The following is an 18397-nucleotide window of genomic DNA, read 5'->3' on the forward strand; positions in this document are numbered from 1 at the left end:
CCTGAAGGATGAAGTGACGAGCTGGATTGACCAGAGAAACACCGCTGGAACGACGGTGAACTGGCACTTCACCGTAGAACACTGTCGCGAAAAGATGAGTCGTCACTACAAGGGTATCAAAATATAGAAATCAATGTACTAGTGCAGTACTCCGAATTACGCCACGGGGAAAACAGCCTCCCCGCGCCTCCATTCTGCGTCCTACTCAGTCAAAACTACTCGCTCCGCTCGGTCATAAAAAGGGTCTTTTTATGACATCTGCTCTAAGTGTGTCCTGGCGGGAGTGGAGGGATGAAGCGCTGTTTGCGGAAGCCCGAAACGTTAGCAAGGACACACTTTCTTCCTCACTCGCTCCGCTCGGTAAACCTAAAGCTTTACAAGGAGATACTTAGCACCCGCTGGGCGCACGAAAACTGGATGTGAAAACCGGATCGGGCCGGGCCGCTCAACCCTGAGACGATCTTCACCAAAGCTGACCAAGCTGATCCGTGTGGCGTGATCTACACTTTTTCGTTTACGTTAACTTCATACTACGGGCGTAGATGAACCCAATCACTCTGGTCCTTATTCTCTGGGTCTGTATCAACGTCGCGCTGCTAGGGCTGGCCGGTCTGGCCGCTCTGCTGCGGCGTCACGACCCCATCACCCTGCCTTCCTGAGAACCGGAGTTGGTCCAAACAAGGGCTGAAGTTGGTCCAAACACTGAAGTTGGTCCAAACACAGCCGCGCCCCGTCGATTGGGCGCGGCTGTGTTTAATTTTCCTGTTTAATTTTTCCTGTTCGAGTTTCCTGTTCGGGCCAGTCACTGCTTCCCCACCACCGCTGCTCAGTTGTCGTAGCTGACGGTCAGCAGCTTGAAGGTGCTGGTGCCTTTGGGAAGCTGCACCGTCACGGTGTCGCCCTCGCGGTGCCCGGCCAGGGCCTGCCCGATGGGCGACTGATCGCTGATGCGGCCATTGAGCACGTCGACTTCGTAGGTGCCGACGATCTCGAAGTCGCGCTCGATGCCCCTGGCGTCCTGCACGCGGATTTTGGCGCCGAGGCCGACGCCGTTCTGGGCGCTTTCCTCGACGATGACGGCCCGCTCAAGCTGGTCTTCGAGTTCCATGATGCGCGACTCGTTTTCCGACTGCTGCATGCGGGCCTCGTCGTAGGCGGCGCTTTCGCGCAGGTCGCCGTCGGCCAGGGCGGTGCCCATGTATTCGCTGATCTGCTCGCGCTTGGCGGTTTTGAGGAAATTGAGGGTGTCGGCGAGCTTCTCAACGCCCCGACGGGTCATGGAAATCTTGGGTCTGGTCATGCGTTTCCCCAGTATAGAGCGCCGCTGCGCGGTGAGCGCCCGGAGGCCACCTCGCTGGAGCGTGGCCCGGCACTCACCAGGCCGGTACTCAGTGAGGCAGCAGGGCGGTGAGGTCCGTCGGCTCGCTGACCTGGACCGCCTCGCGGCGCACCAGGAACCGGACGGCGGTGCGCTCCTCGTCCTCCATTTCCAGTTTGACGAAGGCGGGCTGGGCGCTGAGGTCCAGGCCGTCGGCCACCAGGTAGCCGCGTGCAATCGCCAGCGCCTTGACCGTCTGGTTGACCGCCGCCGGGCCGATGGCCTGCACCTCCAGCAGCCCCTCGCTGCGAAGGAGCGCAGCGATAGCGCCAGCAACGGCGTTGGGCCGTGATTTCCCCGAAACGCGCAGCGTCTCTCCCATAGTCGCACCCCGTCAGTAGGCGCTCAATCTACGCTCAGCCGGGAGCTGGGTCAAACTATGGCCGGGTCGAATCGGGGCCGGGTCAAATCGGGGCCGGGTCAATCTGGGCAGCGGGTGGTCCGGGGCTCAGGCGCCCACACCTTCCTGCACACCGTCGAGCAGCAGGCCCAGCCGCGCCCTGGTGAAAGGCCGCTTGCCTTCGAGCAGGCCACTCGACCCGGCGTGCAGGTGCCAGTGTTTGCTGCCGCCGAGCAGCCGCAGCGAAATGCCTTTGAGGTCCACATGGCGCGGGCTGACCGAGGCCAGCAGCAGGGCGCCGTCACCGATGTGAGCCGCGCGGCCCAGGCTGACGCTCATGGTCGTGGTGGGCAGGTCGTAGGGGCGCTCCATGCGGTAGATGTAATCGGGAAAGTCGGCCACTTTGGTCAGATGCAGGTTGCGGGCCGCCGCTTCTTCCTCAAGCCAGCCGAGCAGGGTGAGCCACGAGGTGTAGAGCGCCGCGTCCGAGTTCGGGTGGGTTGACATTGCCTTCAGTGTAGCGCCGGGCGGGTGAGGAGCGCCGGGTAAGTAGGGCCGCAAAAAACCGCCCACAGTGGGGCGGTGTAAGGGCTGATAGACGGGTTAGAGCTGTTCGGCGGTGGTGCTGGTGACAGTGCAGCTCGTGTAGACCTTTACGCGGGGAGCCACGATCAGGCTAGTGGTTTCGGCGCTGCCGGTAGGGGTATTGATGGCCAACCGGGTGTAGAAGCTACCCACGTCGCCGCTGGTGGTTACGTTCTTGATGACCACGTTGGGATTGGGGTTGACCGTGATCTTGAGGGGCTGAAGGCTGTTGGGGAGCAGGTTGACCGAGGAATCAGCCGTGAACACCGTCTTGAAGTTGCCGCCACCGAGGTCGGTCAGGCTGGTGCCGGGTACGTTGACGTTGTAGTTGGCATCTTTATCGCTGGTGGTCGAGCCGCGCAGGCCGATGTCCAGGCTGTTGACCGTACCGCTGGCGCTGTATTTGACACTGACCGAAGTGATCTTGGTCGTGCCGCCGCCCTGCAACGTGGTGTTGTCACAGGCGACGAAGTTACCCGTTTGGTCCTTATATTCAGTCTGAAGTGAATTGAACACGACGCTACCACTCGACGTGCTGGCGCTTCCGCAGGCGGCGAGCAGGAGGGGCAGCGCGAGGGCGGCAGCGAACAGTTTGGCGTTGAGTTGCATGGTGGTTCTCCTTGGGGTTCGCGCTTACTTGCAGTCGGCGATGAGAATAACAGTCGGGCTCTCAACGACGTTAGACTTATTGCCGTAACTGTCCACGCCTTGTACCCGCACATAGCTCTTACCTTTGACGACAAAAACCGGGTTCACTATGATTGCCTGACGCTTAAGACCGTCATGAATCTTGAGTGGCGCCAGACCCGCACCAATCGTTCCTGTCAGACTGTCTGAGCCAGAGAAGTCAGTCAACGTATAGGTGTAGCTATAGGTATCTGAGTTGCCACCGTTGTTGTATCCCACGAGCTGGAAGGCGACCTTTTTGATGCCGCCAGTCCACCTGTACCCAACCGTGATGTCTGTATCAATGTTGTCGCAAATCACGTAAGTGCCCGCAGCGTAGCTGGCCCCCGTCTGATCGGTCTGTGCCGATCTCAGAGAGTACACGCTAGAAAACTCGCTGACGTTCGACAGTTGCAGATTGTCCGTAGTACCGCCCGGCGTCACCGTCACGTTGCACGAGGCGAGGAGTCCCGTCAAACCGACCATCCCCACCAGACCCAGCATCTTGTTGTTCATGCCTCTCACTTTGCCTCACCAAACTGATGCGGACGTGACATTGCCTTAAGCGAAGGTGAAAGCCCCGTTCATGTGGCCTTGGTCCAGCGGGCCGGGGCACAGAAGACGTTGCAGAAGACGGCGCAGAAGACGGCGCAGAAGGCTGCCCGGCTTACCGTGCTCGCCGCCGGGCGTGGGGTTGAATACGGCATGCTCGGAAACTTTTTCAAAAAACCCAAGGATGACATGGATGGCCGTATTCCGCCGGGCCAGTCGCTGACCACCCGTTTTCCGGTGCTGACCTACGGCCCGGCGCCGCGCTACAAGCTCGAAGACGTGACCATCGAGGTGTCCGGCCTGGCCACCCCGCGCACCTTCTCGTGGACCGAGCTGAGCGCCCTGCCGCAGACGACGCTGACCTACGACATCCACTGCGTCACCCACTGGAGCAAGCTCGACACGATCTGGACCGGCATCGCCGTGCCCGATCTGATGACGCTGATCGAGCCGAAACCCGAAGCGACCCATGTGATGATTCACTCGGTGGGCGGCTACACCACCAACCTGGCCCTGAGCGATTTCGTACTTCCGGCGAATCTGCTGGCCAGCCGTTTCGGCGACAAGCCGCTGGAGACCGAACACGGTGGCCCGCTGCGACTGGTGGTGCCGCACCTGTTTTTCTGGAAGAGCGCCAAGTGGATCAGCGGCCTGGAATTCATCAGCGCCGACGCGCCCGGCTTCTGGGAGCGCAACGGCTACCACATGCGCGGCGATCCCTTCAAGGAAGAGCGCTATAGCGACGACTGAGTTGATAACGACTGAAGCCCCAGATCTGCCGGGCACCACCGGCCACCTCGTTCCGGATTCGCTCTCTCCGGGGCTGCGGCTGGTGTTCGTTGGCAGCGCGCCGAGCACCATCAGCGCCAGGGCGGGGGCCTACTACGCCAACCCACAGAACAAGTTCTGGCGCACGCTGCACCAGGCCGGATTCACGCCGCGCCAGTACGCGCCCCAGGAATTCCCGCTGCTGTTGGCATTGGGCATCGGCCTGACCGACGTGGCCAAGCGCCATGCCGGAGCCGACGCGGCCCTGCCCGCTGACGCCTGGGCGCCGGATGAACTCCGGACGCGGCTCTCGCATTACCGCCCGCAGCGGGTAGCATTCACCAGCAAACGCGCCGCCAGCGAGGTGCTGGGCGTGGCGACAGGCCAATTGCCGTATGGACAGCAACCAGCACGGCTCGAAGGCGCCGAGGTCTGGATATTGCCGAGCACCAGTCCGCTGGGCCACAACCATTTTCAGATTGGGCCGTGGGAGGAGCTGGCGCGGCGTCTGTGACTGGCTTGTGGCGCGTGGCTCGTGGCTTGTGGGAAAGGGAAGAGAAGGGGGCAGGGATGTTGCTCTGACACGGGATCTACTCGATTCTCGAACAGCCTAAAATGTTGACCCCTCTCCTGCGGAGCTGTACCAGTCGCCCCCTGCGGGTGAGTCGTAGACCTGCTTGCAGAGGGGGCCTCCTAGCAGCGTCCCCGCCCCACACGTAATTCTGCTTACTCTCGGATCAGTCGTCCAGCGCTTCGAACTCGCCCAGACCGGCGAACAGGCCGCGCATGGGGAAGCTGGGGAGGCCGGTTCTGGTGCCGCCTATCGAGAAGCCCTCGCTGCCGAGCATCCGGCGCTCCATCGCCTCGCGTTCTTCGGGTGACATCTTACCCATCAGCGAGTTGGGGCCCGTCTGCGAGCCGTGGGCGATCAGCGCGGCCTTTTTGCGTTCGGCCTGGGCGCTGACGTCCAGACGCACCGCCACCGTGTCGTCGCTGACGCCGTACAGGTGCGGGTCGAGGTCCTGGCCCAGCCGGGCGATGCCCTCGGCGGCCTCCACGCTCAGGGCGGTGAAATACAGCCGTCTGGGGCCGCCGCCCTCCACCTCCCCGCTGCTAAAAAAGGCGGCGGCGGTGGCCCGGTGAATCTGGAGGTGGTCGATGTGGCCGTAGCCGCCGTGCGGGTCGAAGGTGATGATGATGTCGGGCCTGACCTGGGCGATCAGCTCGCGCAGCTTGAGTTCGATCTCGAACGGATCGACGTTGAGCAGCGCCAACGGGTCGTCGAAGCGGGTGCGTTCCTGCCTGCCTGAATCGTGGTAATCCAGAAACACCGGGTCCGGAATGCCCAGGGCGGCGGTGGCGCGGCGCAGTTCGTCCTCGCGGTGTTTGCCGAGGTCGGCAATGGTCATGCTGGGGTCGCTGATCTTGCCCGCCTCGCCGCGTGTGGCGCAGGCCAGCACCACCTTGACGCCGCGCTGGGCGTAGTGGGCCAGCGTGCCGCCGACACTGAAGGCTTCGTCGTCGGGGTGGGCGAACACGGCGAGGATGACCGGCTGTCTAGAAAACGTCATACCAGAGAGTCTAGAGCAGGTCTCGCGGCGCCGTCTGTTGGCGGTGTTCAGGATGGAGCAGGCCCCGGACGACGCGCCATGTCCGGGGCCTGCTCGATATGTCCTGCCCGGCGTTCAGCCAAACAACCTGGCGTACTCGCCGTACCCCTGCGCTTCCAGCTCGGTGGCGGGCACGAATTTCAGCGCCGCCGAGTTGATGCAGTAGCGCAGTCCGCCCTGTGCCTTGGGGCCGTCGTTGAAAACATGCCCCAGATGCGAGTCGGCCACGCCGGAGCGAACTTCCGTGCGGGTCATAAAGTGGCGCCGGTCCACGTTTTCGACGATCATGGCGTCGGCGATGGGGCGGGTGAAGCTCGGCCAGCCGCAGCCCGCGTCGTACTTGTCGAGTGAGGAAAACAGCGGCTCGCCCGACACGATGTCTGTGTAAATGCCCGGCGCCGCCGTGTCCCAGTATTCGCCGCTGTAGGGCCGCTCGGTGCCCTCGTGCTGGGTCACCTGGTACTGCTCGGCGCTCAGGCGGGCGCGAAGTTCCTCGTCGCTGGGCTTGGTGAAGGGTAATTTGGGTGCAGAAGTCATGACCCAGGGTAGCGCCGCGTCGCCAGCAGCAAGGTAAGAAAAGCCAGCCTCAATGTTCCTGTTCGGCCCCTGTTTCCTGTGCGGCTTGCAGAATCAGGCCGCGCTGGTAGAAGTCCCAGCACGCTTCGGGCCAGGTCATGTAGATAATGCGGCGGTTGGCCAGGTCGGCGGCGAACAGGGCCGCGCCGAGGTGCTGGAAGAAGCGGCTGCCCTGCTCCTGCATGGCCTGGGCGGTCCAGTAGACGGGGGCAGCGTTCAGCGTCTGAAGCTGGATGGTCTGGAGCTGGTCGGTCGTGGGCGTTTCGTTCACGCTGGCTATTGTGCGCCGGGCAGACCGGTGGGCGTACCAGGGGCCGAGGCATTGGCTGGACATTCATTCTTTGGGTGCCTGCCCTGTTGATGCGTCATAACCATCCCCTTCGTCCCGGCTCGGTGGCGTCACCCCGCGCTAGAGTCGGCACGGATGCCTCGCCGCCGGACCCGACTCGCCCTGACCCGCAGCCTGCGCGGTCTGATGGCGCTGCTGTGGCTGGCCGCCTCGCTGGCCTACCTGACCCGCGACCAGACGGTGCTGACGGGGACGATGGTGATGGGGCCAGGCAGCGCCCTGACGAACCTGATGTCCGGTTCGGTGCCGCTGGGGTCTGCCGCCGACGCCCACGTCACGGATCAGATGGAGATGCCCGCCGGGCCGCCCGGCGCCGACCAGGGCGCATCACGGCAGGCAAAATCTGCGCCAACTCAGGGCCGTGACCTTCGGCAGACGCACCGCGCCAACGCGCCCCCGGCACCGTCTGCACCCAGCCATCACGCCGGACACTGCCCGTTTTGCTTCACGGCGGCCTTCGCACTGGAAGCCGTGGCGGTGGCATCGCCGCCTGTGCAGTCAGAATCAGTGCCCACTGTCACCGTCTGGCCCGCCTCTGCGCCTCGTCTGAGCGTTGCCGACTTCGACGCTCGCGCTCCACCCTTTCCGGCCTGAACGCCACGCGACTCACCCCCCCGTTCAAGCCCGAAAGGATACCCATGCCTACCTAATTTCGCACCGCCTTGTTGCTTGCTGCCCTGAGCGCCGCGCCTGCCCTGGCCCACGCCGTCGTTCGCACCGAGGCGGGTCTGAGCGAAAGCAAAATCGGCCAGAGCGAAACCTACCGTGTCAGCGTGCCCGTCGAGAAGGACATGGCCACCACCGAGGTCCGGCTGGTCGTGCCTGCGGGGCTGACCATCACCCGCTTTCAGACCTCGCCCGGCTTTGCTCGCAGCGTCACCAAGGACGCGGCGGGGCTGATGACCGAAGTGATCTGGCGCGGCAGCATCAGGCCGATGGAATACGCCCGCTTCTATTTTCAGGCCCGCAACCCTGAGCAGCCTGCCGAACTGAGCTGGAAGATCTATCAGAAGTACCAGGGCGGCAGCGTGGTCGCCTGGGACGACACCGACCCGGCGGGGGCTCCGGCCAGCAAGGTCAGCGTCAAGTAGGGCTAAACCCGGTCCTGACGCGCCCTGCTCGCCCGGCGCGTCGGGGACTTTCCACCTTCACGGAGGAACACCATGCTTAGATTTAACTTGCTACTCGCTGGCGCAGTCCTGACGTTCACCGTCCTGACCGGCACTGCCGCCGCCCACACCGAAGTGACTCACATGGTTCCGGCAGCCAGCAGCAGTGTCGCGGCGCCGAAAACGGTGACGCTCGACCTGAGCGAGCCGGTCAACCTGCGCTTCTCGACCTTCAAGGTCTACGCCCTGCCCGCCGGGAGCGACGCCGCCGCGCTGAGCAAGGCCAAGCTGAATCTGAAATACGACAGCGCCGAGCGCGCCGATCTGTTTCCCGGCGCCTCTGGCTTGGCCGCCCGTGTGCAGATCCCCCTCAGAGCCGGGCTCAAACCCGGCGCCTACGTGGTCATGTGGCACCTGCTTTCGGACGACGGCCACCCGGTCAGCGGCCAGTCGGTCTTCCGCATCAAATGAGCGTGAGCGCCCTCGTCGCCGCTCAGACGCTGACGGCGCTGGGGCTCTCGCTGCTGCTGGGCAGCGCGGCCCTGGATGCGCTGCGAATCGCCCGCCTGCCGCTGTGGTGGTCGGGCCTGGGCGCGGCGCTGCTGCTGACAGGCGCCGGTCTGGAAGTCGGCAGCACCCTGAATGAGCTGGGTCTGGGACTGCCCGATCTGCTCGACTTTTTGCAGTCCACGCCGCAGGGTCGCCTGGCGCTGCTGCGCGGCTTGCTAGCAGTGCTGCTGCTGGCGGCTGAGGTGCAGAGCTGGTCCTGGCTGGCCTGGCCCTGCTGGGCGCTACTGCTGTGGGCGGTGGGGCGTGCCGGTCACGCGGGCGAGCTGGGCGGCGTCTGGGTGCCCGTCGCGGCGCTGCACGCGGGTGCGGCGGCCATCTGGGTCGGCGGGGTGCTGGGCCTGGTGCTGCGCCCGCCCGACCTGGCCGCCACCCGGAGATTCACCAGGCTGGCGCTGAGCTGCCTGGGCGCGTTGCTGCTCAGCGGCGTGGCGGCCTCGCTCTCACACCTGCCCGCCGCGCTGGTGTGGGCTGCGCTACGCGGCAGCACCTGGGGCCTGACACTGCTGCTCAAGCTGGGGCTGCTGGGCCTGGCGCTGCTGGCGGCGTTGCTGGTGCGGCGGGCCTTGACGGACCGCGCCACTGGCGTGCAGGCCAGGCGCACCCACCTGATCGCCGAGGCGGCGCTGCTGCTGGGCGTGCTGGGCGCCTCCGGGGCGCTGGCGACCACGCCGCCGCCGGTCACCGCCCAGTTTCAGCGCCAGGTGGTGCCGGTGGCGGTGACGCTGGCCGCTCAGCCGATCAGCGGTCAGCTCGTGCTCAGCGGCCCCGGCGACGTGGAGCTGCGGGTAAGCCCGGCATTGAGTGGTCTAGGTGCCCGGCTGCTGATGCAGGGCCACCCGATGCCCGCTCAGACGCTCGATATGCAACCAGACGGACGTGGGCTGCGTGCCCGAACCCGTGTCTGGATGACCGGCCAGTTTCAGCTCGAACTCTCGCAGGGCGGTGAGGTGGCGACGGTGGTGTTTGCGAATTGAGCGAGTATCGTCCAGATCAAACCAGGCGCCTTCAGGAGACCAGCTCTCTGAAAGCGCCTGCGGTCTGTGGTCTCAGGCCTGGCGCTGCATCCGGGCGATGAAGAAGCCGTCCACGCCGCCGTCCATCACGGTCAGCACGCCCTGGCCGCTTTGGATGGTCGGCACCAGCAAGTCGGGCAGGGGAGCCGGGCTGAACTCCGGATGGGCCGCCAGAAAGCGCTCTATCTGCTGCGGACCCTCGGCGGGGCTGATGCTGCACACGCTGTAGACGAACGTGCCGCCGGGGAGCACCAGCGCCGCGCAACCGTCCAGCAGCTCGGCCTGGAGCGCCGCCGCCTCGCGCACGGCCTGCTCGTTCAGGCGCAGGGCGATTTCAGGGTGGCCGCGCAGGGTGCCGCTGCCGCTGCACGGGGCGTCGAGCAGCACTTTGCTGGCGGCCAGGGCTGGATCTTGCGGCTGGGTCAGGTCCAGGGTCAGAAACTCGGCCTTGAGGTGCAGCCTGCCCATGTTCTGCCGCGCCGGGCGCACCTTTTTCTCGGCAGAGTCGATGCTGGTGACGCTTGCGCCCCTCGACGCCAGCATGGCCGCCTTGATGCCCGCGCCGCCCGCCAGATCGAGGACGCGCTCACCGTCCACCTCGCCCAGCGCCAGCACGCAGGCGAAGCTGGCCGGGTTGATCGGCTGCGCCCAGCCGCTCATGAAGGCCGTGGTGACGCCCAGTGGCCGCGACAGCGAGACGCGGTAGACGTCGCCGTAGCCGTCCTCGACCTCGCAGCCCTCGCCGCGCAGGGCGCCCACACCTCCTTGGGTCAGGCGCAGCCAGGTCGGCTGGGGTTCGAGCAGGCTGGCAATCGCCGCGTTCGCCCTCTCTCCGTAGGCGTGGTGGACCTCGGTGGCCAGCCAGCTCGGCAGCGCCGAGACCGGGGGCAGGTCTTCCAGGCGCCGCAGCACGGCGTTGACCAGTCCGGGTGGGCCGAAGCCGCCGCGTGCCAGGTCCACATATTCGTTGACGACGGCGTGCGGCGGCGTGCCCAGCACCAGTTTCTCGTAGGCACCGGCCAGCAGCACGGCGCGGGCACTGTCGCGGGTCGCGCCTTGCAGCAGCGGCTTCAGCGCCGCGTCCAGCGTGCGGTAGTGGCGCAGCGTGCCGTACACGAGCTGGGTCGCCAGCCCGGCGTCACGGGTCGATAGGCGGGCACGTTTGAGTTCGCGGTCGAGTTCCGGCGAGGCGTAGGCGCCGCCGAGCACGCGGGTCAGCACGCGGGCGGCCACCTCGCGGGCAGGATTGGGAGACGGAGTGGTCATCATTGCAGCATAGCGGCTCGTGGGGAGTGGAATGGGGTAGGCGGGAAGCGGTGCGCGGGATGCGGGAGGCGGGGACGGAGGGAGGGCATGCGCTGCGCTCACTTTCCCTCACCCTGCTGCTGCGCAGCGCCCCTCTGCAAGCACTCGTCGTGAACGGACTGTCGTCATGAGCGGACACCCATGAGGGTGCCATTCCTCCCCATGAGGACGCCACTCCTCAGGTCTGCGACTCTCCCAGAGGTAGAGGGGTTAACAACAGGCGCCCAGTGAGCGTTTTTGACTGGAGTAAACCACTACCTTCCAGCGAAGTCAGTTATGACCAGATGTGGAGCACGGGCGCCCTACGTGAGCTACACGATGGGGAGAACGCGGCGAAGAATTGAGCGTGTGGGACGAATCAGATGTACCATGCCGAGCGCAGCGACAAACCCCCTCGCCCCACCGGGGCGGGGGCTGGGGGGTGGGGGTGCATTCGCATTCGCAAAAAGCTGAAGCCCCAACAACGCAACCCAACCGCCCATCCCCCGTCCAGAACACGGCACAGCCGCAGCCTCTACAATGCCGGGCATGGTGTTTTTGTCGATTCTTCTCCTCGCGCTGGCCTTCCTGGTCGGCACTTTGCCGCTGGGCCACTGGCTCCTGTCTCGCCGGGGCCAGGACAGCCGCCTGAGCAGTGCCTACAACCTGGGTGTCGAGAACATGGTGCGCCGGGTGGGTCTGGGCGCGGCAGTCGGCAGCGCCGCCCTGGACGCCGCCAAGGGCTTTGTGGCGGTGCTGACGGCCTCGGCCCTGGGCAGCCCTGAGCTGTGCGTGCTCTCAGGGCTCTCGGCGTATCTGGGCCACCTCAATCCGCCCAGGGTGCTCTACGGGCCGCTGCCGCCGCGTGGCCGGGGCAACCTGGTGCTGCTGGGCGTGTTCGCGGCGCTGAACGTGGCCGGGGGGCTGAGTCTGTGGCTCACCCTGACGCCGATTGTCGTCTACGCCGCCGTGCTGGGCCTGAGCGGCTACGTGTCGCTCGCCACGCTGGCCGGACTGCTGGCGTTTGCGCTGCTGGCGGCCTTCTCGCCGCTGGCACTGGTGGCCAAACTCGGCGCTCTGGGGCTGCTGGGCGCGGCTGCCTGGCGCTTCAAGGAAAACCTGGGCAGGGTACTCGACCGCACCGAGCCCCGGCTGGGCGACGACGTGCCGATGGAGGGCAAACGCCCGGACGAGGTGCTGGCGGCCTTCATGATCCATCCGCTGACCATCGAGGACTTCTGGCAGACCAGACGCTTTGCCTGGATGCGCCCGCTGGTCGAGCGGGGCCTGCTGAGCGAGGCCGCCGTGCGCAGCGTCGCCGCCAGCTTGCGCCCGATGAAGATCGGTGAGCTGCACGGCATTCGCACGGTAGGCGGTCAGAGCATCCGGGCGTATCTGCTCAGCAGTCCGCTGCTGCCCGAAGTCTTTCGCGACGACCCGGCGCTGGCGACCCGCCGGGCCATCGAGGGCGCCAAACTGGCCCGCGAACTGGGCGCCTCGGTCTTCGGGCTGGGCGCCTTCTGGAGCGTGGTGGGCAACAAGGGCCTGGACGTGCAGGAGGCCGTGCCGCAGATCACCGTCACCAACGGCGGGGCGTACACGTCGGGCACCATCAAGGCGGCGATTCCCGGCATCCTGAGCCACTTCGCCGCCGGGGGCCGCGAGCTGTCACAGGCGACGGCGGCGGTGGTCGGGGCCAACGGCGTGGTGGCCTTCGGCATCGCCCGCACGGTGGCGCCGCAGGTTCGCAGACTCATCATGATCGGGCGCGACCTGGAGCGGCTGGAACGCAGCGCCGTCAGCCTGCGCCGGGCCAATCCAGGCACCGAGATCGTGACCTCTACCGACTACGCCACGCTCAGGGAGGCCGACCTGATCTTCACCGCCACCAGCGACCCCAACCCGGTGATTTTTCCGGAGCATGTGGGGCCTGGCACCTGGATCTTCGACGAGGGCCGACCCGCCGACGTACATGAATCGGTGGCGAGCCTTCCCGGTGTGCGGGTCATTCCCGGCGGCGTGGTGCGCCCGCCCGGCGGCATGACCAGCAGCGTGGACCTACACTTCGGCGACGGCGCCGTGCCCGCCTGCCTGGCCGAAACCCTGATCCTGACGGCGACGGGCGAGCACCACCGCAAGAGCCTGGGGCCGCAGACGCTGAGCGAGAACATCAACTTTTTCGTGGAGCAAGCGGAGAAGCTGGGCTTCGAGGTGGTGGATTAGGGCGGGCGGGTGGCACGTGGGAAGGGCGAAACTGCCTTAGAGGCAGGCCAGGACCGCTTCGGCGCTCCCTTCAGGGCTCAGACCGCTGAGGTCGAGGGTCTGTCCGGGCCAGCTCAGGGTGGCGGGGTCCTGGCCGTGCCAGTCGGGCAGCGCCTGATGAACGCGCAGCCAGGCGGCCCAGTTGAGCATGTCCTGGGTCGCTTCGCCGTCCCGAATCCGCAGGCGAATAACCCGCTCCACGTCGCCCAGGTCGAGGAGCAGATGCCGGATACCAGTCAGCCGCTCCGCACTGGGAGCACACAGAATCTCGCCCAGGGGGCATTGACAGAGCAGACCGAACGGGCCGCCGTGTTCCAGCGCACGCCCAACCCAGCGTTCGGTGAGCTGCTGGCGCTCCACCTTGCCGCCGCCGGTCCACAGCTCGTCGAAGTCGTGCCAGCGCACGTCTGGGCGGCTTTTTCTGAGGAGAGGCAGCAGCGTGGACTTTCCGGAAGCACCCGCACCAGACAGGACATAGAACATGTCGGCAGGTTAACGCGGGCTGGTCACCGATGACATGCGCTGCCTGGCTTAGCTCACGTCCGATCTTGGCCCTTCCCCCACGCCGGGGATGATCCGTTCCGGACCCCTGCTACAATGCCTCACCGTGAAAACTTACTTTGTTCAGGTCGGTGGCGTGAAGCGCGAGCTGCCGATTGTCGAGGTCGCGCCGGGCGTCTCGGTGGCGCTGTTTAACATGCTCGGCGATACCGAGGTGACCGAGGCGGCGGGTGCGGCGCTGGCCAAACTGCTGCCCCCGGACATCGAGGTTCTGGTGACGCCGGAGGTCAAGGCCCTGAGCCTGGCGCACGTCATCAGCCGCGAGTCGAAGCTGCCCTACATCGTCATTCGCAAGACGGTCAAGCCGTACATGGTCGAGCCGGTCGCCCGCGAGGTCATCAGCATCACCACCGGCAAGCCGCAACTGCTGGTCCTCGACGGCGCCGATGTGGGCAAGGTCAGAGGCCGCAAGGTCGCCATCGTCGACGATGTGGTCTCCAGCGGCGGCACCCTCGCCAGCCTGCGCCAGATTATCGAGGAAGTCGGCGGCGAGGTCGCGGCTGTCGTCGCCGTGTTCACCGAGGGCCAGGAACGCCCCGAAGTCAAGGCGCTGGGGCACCTGCCGCTGTTCAAGTGAAGTGAGGACTCCGATGGAGTGAGCCTGACGCAACTCGCCACCTATTGCCTTGAACAGAGCGAAGGGTCTCATTGTCAAATAAATTGTCAAATAATGAGACCCTTCGCTCTCTCGATGTCTTCTTCTTAAGTTATGTAGAACAAGGCTATTTATTCGCCATTGACCTCGAAAATGCTTGATACAACCAGCGTTGGGGACGATCTTTACTATCATCTGCGTCAAGTTTTAGGATGATTTCAGTTCCATATTGAGATTGAACACGACGATCTATCACATTCACATCCAACTTATTTCAATGAATCGACTTCTCTCAAATCCAGTTGCCGCAGCAGCACGCCCTGATACAGCAGCAGGGCTTTGTAATCGGCCTTGTCCGGCGCCATGAGCCTGAACTCGGCGCTGCGTCCGGCGCCGTCGAGGTAGCGGCTGTCGCGGCCCAGTTCAGCGTCGCCGCTGTACCAGACGACGCTCAGGTAACCCTTGCTGACCGGCCCCTCGACTTTCGCCCGCACCAGCAGCTCGCCCCCCTGGCGCTGCAACGTGGCGTTGGTCAGGCGCAGCGGCAATTCGAGCGACACCTCTGCGGGGATCACCGGAATGAAGTTGTAGCGGCAACCGCTCAGGAGCGCCAGCGCGGCGCAAAGCAGCAAGGGAAGGCGCAGCAAGGGAAGACGCAGCAAGGGAAGGCGCAGCAAGGGAAGGCGCAGCAAGGGGAGGCGTCGCATCAGCCCTGTGAGCATAGCGGGGAGCGCGTGAGAAGTGGGGGCCAGAGTGGTGGGAGCGCGGCCCATCCGAGAGTGCTCATCCAAGAGTGCTCATCCGACTGTGTTCATCCGAGAGTGCTCACCCGGATGTGTCAAACTGTGAGTTGCTGACCGTTGTGCGGCGCTTTGTTCAGCTCCGGCGCCACACTGGTCTGTTCCGGTGTGTCCCTGTGGGCCGCGTCCAGACGACAGCGCCGCTTCAGCCAAAGATACCGCCGCCTGTGCTTGGGCCGAAACTCTGGCGTCCAGACGCGCTTTAGCTGCCACGCTGTGCGAAATCAGGCGTGAGTAAGCGGTGTGTAAGAGGCCAAACCGTTCAATAGGCACACGACTGTGACAATGACTGACCCCACCCCCCCCACCCCCACCCGTTTCTGGCTGCCCCTTCTCAGTCGGCAGGCGCAGTATGTCCTGTCGACAGATCACTATCCCTGGAGCGAAATCTGCGCCGATCTGGAAGCCCGGCCCCTGCTCAGCGCGGTGCTGGAAGCCCGGCAACAGAGTGCTGGTGGACAGGGTTTTGCTGGCCAGACCCGCCGGGGACGGCTGTTCTGGAACGCCGGTGTGGCGCTGGGCGGCTTTGACCAGGGCCGAGACCTGAACATGTCCGAATTCATGCGGGCCTTTCCCCGCGCCACGCTGCAACTGCAACTGGTCGATCCCGCCGTGGTGAGCCTGGCCTGGCAGTGCCGGGGCGCCCAGCCCGAAGCGCTCAGCGAGCCGTGGCCGGAGGTGCAGGGCGCACTGAGCCGCAGCGCCTTCGCCGGAGCGTTGATGGGCGGCGTCGGCGGCGCCTCGATCAGCTACTGGCAGTCGGGCAAGCCGGTGGCCGGAACGCTGCCCACCGGCGGCCTGGTCTACACCGTCAGCGCCCCGCAGCAGCTCAGTGCCGGAGCGCTGGCCGGGTTCTGGTCGCAGATCTACGTGCTGGCAGGTGCCCAGGCCGCCGGTCTGGCCGAAGCCTGGCGGGCCTGCGCCGGGGAGCTGGCCGACGATCACCCCTGCCTCGACCCCTTCGCCCGCGAGGTCTGGCTGGAGGGCCAGCAGGTCCAGGTGGCCCCCGACATCGACGTGACCGAACTGCGGGGCGCCCTGAGAGCCGTCTCGGACGCCTCGCTGCGCCGCCTGAAATTGCGCATCCGCAGCCTGCCGGTGACTGAGCTTCAGAACTCGCCGCTGTGGACCATCTCCGGCGCCGGGGAACTGCCATGACCATGAGCTGGCCCCAGGGCGTGACCGATCAGACCTCGCTGCCGTTCTCGGTCTGGCGCGTTCTCGACGCGCTGGCCAACGCTGCGCTGAGTGGTGTGGGTGAAACCTTTCAGGCGGGGTCGCCCTCGGCGGCGGAAGGCGGTGGGGCGCCCAACGACGAACAGGTCCGCAGCGCCGTCGCGCTGGCCGAGCAGTACGCGGCCCGCGCCCAGCGTCAGGATCAGGCGGTGGACCAGGCGACCCTGCGCGGAGTGACCGCCGCACTGGTCGCCAGCATCGGGCCGATGGGTGAGGTGATGGTGGAAGACGCCATGGAAGACCTGCCACAACCCGTTCGCCTCGCGGCGCTGCTGAAAATGCTCGGTCAGGAACTGCAAGACACCCAGCGACAGGCGTTTGGACGTCAACTTCGCACGCGGGGGCTGCTGTGAAGCGGTATTCGCCTTTTTTCGCCGTTCAGGCCGCCGAGTATGGGGAGCAAGCATGAAGTACACCGTCGTTATCGAACAAGCTGTGCCGGAGACCGTCTCAGGGCAGCTTCAGCAACTGCTTTCAGACCGCTTTGGGCTCAGTGCCGAGCAGTCCCAGAAACTGGCCTCGCGCCGGGGTGGGCGTCTGATGAAGCCCACCAATCACGAGCGTGCCCGCGTGCTGCTCGACATTTTCCGTGAGGTCGGCGCCAGCGTGCGGCTCGAACCCGTTCTCGAAGACGGCGCGGTGGCCTCGGCGCCGCTTCCCGCCAACCGCATGCCGAGCAGCCCCGGCGCGGCGACGCCCGGCGTGACGGCCCCCAACTTCGGCGCCCCCAGCGGCGACAGTGACCTGCGGGCCACCGAGTTCGGCCAGGTGCCGCGCCCCCGTGAACAGGTCGCCGCCCTGGCCACGCCTGCGGCCAGCCTGGGCGAGTCTGCCCGCCCGGCCCCCGTCAATGACGATTACTGGGCCGAGCTGGCCGCCCCCGCGCCGCTCCCCGGCGAACTGGGCAGTGCCGGCCCGAACAGTGCTGGCCCGAACAATGCTGGCCCGAACAATGCTGGCTCAGGCAATGCTGGCTTGAGCACGGCCACTGCCGAGAGTGCTGCCGAGAGCTTCGGTGGCAACGCCAGTTCAGGTGCTGGTTTGTTTGTGCCCGAAGCGGACAGACCCGTGTCCGTGCCCCAGAAATACGCCAGTGCCCTGCCCAGCGCCGAGTCGGCGCCCGCCGATATCTGGTCGGATTTTACCGGAGCGCTGACCATCACCGATACCCTCAGCGTGCCTGCCGCCGCCGCCGAGGAAACCCCGGACCTGATGATGCAGTCGGCCCCGGAACTGGTGGTGGGCCGCCGTCAGCCGCTCTCGCGCCGCCTGACCATCGCCTCGGTGACGCCGCTGATCGTCTACACCGGCCTGACCCTGGCGACCCTGGCCTTCGTGCTGACAGGCGCCCAGCGGGCTTTGATCTCCAGCAGCGCCTCCACCGTCGCTGCCGCCGTGGGTTCGGTGCTCAACACCTCCGACCAGAACACCGTGCAGCAGCAGCTCGGCACGCTGCTCAACCGCGACTCGGTGGGTTTCGTGCAGCTCGAATACCCCGACGGCACCACCTTTTTCCGTAGCCAGACGCCCGGCCTGGACAGCATCCTCAACGAGCGGGTCAGCACCTGGGTCAAGGCCAATCCCAGAAGCGGCGTGTTCGTGCAAAACCAGACGCCCGCCGATCTGTTCAAGGTCCAGCTCGCCCAGCTCACCGCCATCGGCGCCTCGGACTCGGAGCAGGCCACGGTGCTCAAGACCGCCATTCAGGACCCGGCCAACCAGAGTATCGCCAACCGCAACTACCAGGTGGAGCGAATCGGGGTGTATGAGAAGGAAGACCGGACCCGCGAGACCGTGCCCGCCACCGAGACCAGCAAAAACCGCCTGCTCTACCGCATCGCTGTGGGCGTGCCGGTGGACGGTCCCCAGGCCCAGCTCCGCAACACCCTGCTGACCCTGCTGGCCACCTCGTTGCTGGCCGGGCTGATCGCCGCCGCCCTGGCCGCCCGCGCCGCCCGCCGCATCGTCGAGCCGATCGACCGGCTGGTCCGCGCCGCCGACGCCATCAGTCTCGGCGACCTGAGCCAGCCCGTGCGCTTTGAGGTCAACGATGAGGTCGGCGACCTGGCCCAGGCGCTGGAGCGGATGCGTCTGAGCCTGGACGCGGCGATGTCGCGCCTTCGCAAGCGCCGCAAGGTCTGAG

Annotated in this window: 22 protein-coding genes; 11 read left to right on the plus strand and 11 right to left on the minus strand. The window is 65.9% G+C overall.

All coding sequences use genetic code 11. The features are described from left to right. Positions 1 to 826: 826 nt before the first annotated feature. The 5 genes from greA to Q0R23_RS05810 all read right to left on the minus strand — a co-directional run bounded on the left by greA (position 827) and on the right by Q0R23_RS05810 (position 3485). Positions 827 to 1300: a transcription elongation factor GreA gene (gene greA, locus Q0R23_RS05790; protein ID WP_293911364.1), complete on the minus strand. Its 474-nt coding sequence runs from the start codon at positions 1298 to 1300 to the stop codon at positions 827 to 829. An 88-nt stretch (positions 1301 to 1388) separates the two neighbouring features. After that, positions 1389 to 1700 (minus strand): stage V sporulation protein S, encoded by a 312-nt coding sequence (locus Q0R23_RS05795; protein WP_293911366.1) that lies wholly within the window; start codon positions 1698 to 1700, stop codon positions 1389 to 1391. A gap of 126 nt (positions 1701 to 1826) precedes the next feature. Further along, entirely contained in the window at positions 1827 to 2225 is a 399-nt protein-coding gene (locus tag Q0R23_RS05800) for an NADH-quinone oxidoreductase subunit 15 (RefSeq protein ID WP_293911369.1), read from the minus strand. Between the two features lie 96 nt (positions 2226 to 2321). Beyond that, positions 2322 to 2912: a hypothetical protein gene (locus Q0R23_RS05805; protein WP_293911371.1), complete on the minus strand. Its 591-nt coding sequence runs from the start codon at positions 2910 to 2912 to the stop codon at positions 2322 to 2324. 24 nt (positions 2913 to 2936) lie between these two features. Further along, positions 2937 to 3485, minus strand: a complete 549-nt coding sequence (locus Q0R23_RS05810; RefSeq protein ID WP_293911373.1) for a hypothetical protein — start codon at positions 3483 to 3485, stop codon at positions 2937 to 2939. A gap of 189 nt (positions 3486 to 3674) precedes the next feature. Here Q0R23_RS05810 and Q0R23_RS05815 point away from each other — a divergent pair, with 189 nt between their 5' ends. Both Q0R23_RS05815 and Q0R23_RS05820 read left to right on the plus strand, forming a co-directional pair. After that, positions 3675 to 4271: a sulfite oxidase-like oxidoreductase gene (locus Q0R23_RS05815; protein ID WP_293911409.1), complete on the plus strand. Its 597-nt coding sequence runs from the start codon at positions 3675 to 3677 to the stop codon at positions 4269 to 4271. A gap of 1 nt (position 4272) precedes the next feature. Continuing rightward, complete coding sequence (locus tag Q0R23_RS05820) at positions 4273 to 4803, plus strand: mismatch-specific DNA-glycosylase (RefSeq protein ID WP_293911375.1); 531 nt, start codon at positions 4273 to 4275, stop codon at positions 4801 to 4803. 223 nt (positions 4804 to 5026) lie between these two features. On the opposite strand, the gene Q0R23_RS05825 is transcribed toward Q0R23_RS05820, so the two are convergent. The 3 genes from Q0R23_RS05825 to Q0R23_RS05835 all read right to left on the minus strand — a co-directional run bounded on the left by Q0R23_RS05825 (position 5027) and on the right by Q0R23_RS05835 (position 6746). Continuing rightward, a complete protein-coding gene (locus Q0R23_RS05825; RefSeq protein WP_293911377.1) occupies positions 5027 to 5860 on the minus strand; it encodes a PIG-L deacetylase family protein in 834 nt (277 codons plus the stop codon). Between the two features lie 114 nt (positions 5861 to 5974). Beyond that, complete coding sequence (msrB, locus tag Q0R23_RS05830) at positions 5975 to 6436, minus strand: peptide-methionine (R)-S-oxide reductase MsrB (RefSeq protein ID WP_293911379.1); 462 nt, start codon at positions 6434 to 6436, stop codon at positions 5975 to 5977. 49 nt (positions 6437 to 6485) lie between these two features. Continuing rightward, entirely contained in the window at positions 6486 to 6746 is a 261-nt protein-coding gene (locus Q0R23_RS05835) for a hypothetical protein (protein WP_293911382.1), read from the minus strand. A gap of 153 nt (positions 6747 to 6899) precedes the next feature. Here Q0R23_RS05835 and Q0R23_RS05840 point away from each other — a divergent pair, with 153 nt between their 5' ends. The 4 genes from Q0R23_RS05840 (at position 6900) to Q0R23_RS05855 (ending at position 9477) form a co-directional block, all read left to right on the plus strand. Then, positions 6900 to 7418, plus strand: coding sequence for a hypothetical protein (locus tag Q0R23_RS05840; protein ID WP_293911384.1), 519 nt, complete (start codon positions 6900 to 6902; stop codon positions 7416 to 7418). Positions 7419 to 7486: 68 nt separating this feature from the next. Continuing rightward, entirely contained in the window at positions 7487 to 7915 is a 429-nt protein-coding gene (locus Q0R23_RS05845) for a DUF1775 domain-containing protein (protein WP_293911386.1), read from the plus strand. 72 nt (positions 7916 to 7987) lie between these two features. Next, a complete protein-coding gene (locus Q0R23_RS05850; RefSeq protein ID WP_293911388.1) occupies positions 7988 to 8404 on the plus strand; it encodes a copper resistance protein CopC in 417 nt (138 codons plus the stop codon). 2 nt (positions 8405 to 8406) lie between these two features. Further along, on the plus strand, positions 8407 to 9477 hold the full coding sequence (locus Q0R23_RS05855) for a CopD family protein (protein WP_293911390.1): 1071 nt from the start codon (positions 8407 to 8409) through the stop codon (positions 9475 to 9477). A gap of 72 nt (positions 9478 to 9549) precedes the next feature. Here Q0R23_RS05855 and Q0R23_RS05860 read toward each other — a convergent pair whose 3' ends face one another. Continuing rightward, positions 9550 to 10782, minus strand: a complete 1233-nt coding sequence (locus tag Q0R23_RS05860; protein WP_293911392.1) for a transcription antitermination factor NusB — start codon at positions 10780 to 10782, stop codon at positions 9550 to 9552. A 567-nt stretch (positions 10783 to 11349) separates the two neighbouring features. Here Q0R23_RS05860 and Q0R23_RS05865 point away from each other — a divergent pair. Next, a complete protein-coding gene (locus tag Q0R23_RS05865; protein WP_293911394.1) occupies positions 11350 to 13023 on the plus strand; it encodes a glycerol-3-phosphate acyltransferase in 1674 nt (557 codons plus the stop codon). A gap of 36 nt (positions 13024 to 13059) precedes the next feature. Here the strand turns inward: Q0R23_RS05865 and Q0R23_RS05870 are convergent, their stop codons facing one another. Next, the gene (locus Q0R23_RS05870) at positions 13060 to 13545 is read right to left on the minus strand and encodes a hypothetical protein (RefSeq protein ID WP_293911396.1); all 486 of its coding nucleotides are present in this window, start codon (positions 13543 to 13545) and stop codon (positions 13060 to 13062) included. A 124-nt stretch (positions 13546 to 13669) separates the two neighbouring features. On the opposite strand from Q0R23_RS05870, the gene Q0R23_RS05875 reads away from it, so the two are divergent. After that, complete coding sequence (locus Q0R23_RS05875; RefSeq protein ID WP_293911398.1) at positions 13670 to 14200, plus strand: phosphoribosyltransferase family protein; 531 nt, start codon at positions 13670 to 13672, stop codon at positions 14198 to 14200. A 287-nt stretch (positions 14201 to 14487) separates the two neighbouring features. Here Q0R23_RS05875 and Q0R23_RS05880 read toward each other — a convergent pair whose 3' ends face one another. After that, on the minus strand, positions 14488 to 14925 hold the full coding sequence (locus Q0R23_RS05880) for a hypothetical protein (RefSeq protein ID WP_293911401.1): 438 nt from the start codon (positions 14923 to 14925) through the stop codon (positions 14488 to 14490). 378 nt (positions 14926 to 15303) lie between these two features. On the opposite strand from Q0R23_RS05880, the gene Q0R23_RS05885 reads away from it, so the two are divergent. From Q0R23_RS05885 to Q0R23_RS05895, 3 genes are read left to right on the plus strand one after another with little or no spacing between them, the layout of a single operon-like run. Continuing rightward, complete coding sequence (locus Q0R23_RS05885) at positions 15304 to 16176, plus strand: hypothetical protein (RefSeq protein ID WP_293911403.1); 873 nt, start codon at positions 15304 to 15306, stop codon at positions 16174 to 16176. Continuing rightward, entirely contained in the window at positions 16173 to 16607 is a 435-nt protein-coding gene (locus tag Q0R23_RS05890; protein ID WP_293911405.1) for a hypothetical protein, read from the plus strand. The genes Q0R23_RS05885 and Q0R23_RS05890 overlap by 4 nt, the downstream gene beginning before the upstream one ends. Positions 16608 to 16659: 52 nt before the next feature. After that, positions 16660 to 18396, plus strand: a complete 1737-nt coding sequence (locus Q0R23_RS05895; protein WP_293911407.1) for a HAMP domain-containing protein — start codon at positions 16660 to 16662, stop codon at positions 18394 to 18396. Position 18397 lies beyond the last annotated feature (1 nt).

This window comes from Deinococcus sp. (assembly GCF_025362455.1).
In the GTDB taxonomy this organism is placed as follows: domain Bacteria; phylum Deinococcota; class Deinococci; order Deinococcales; family Deinococcaceae; genus Deinococcus.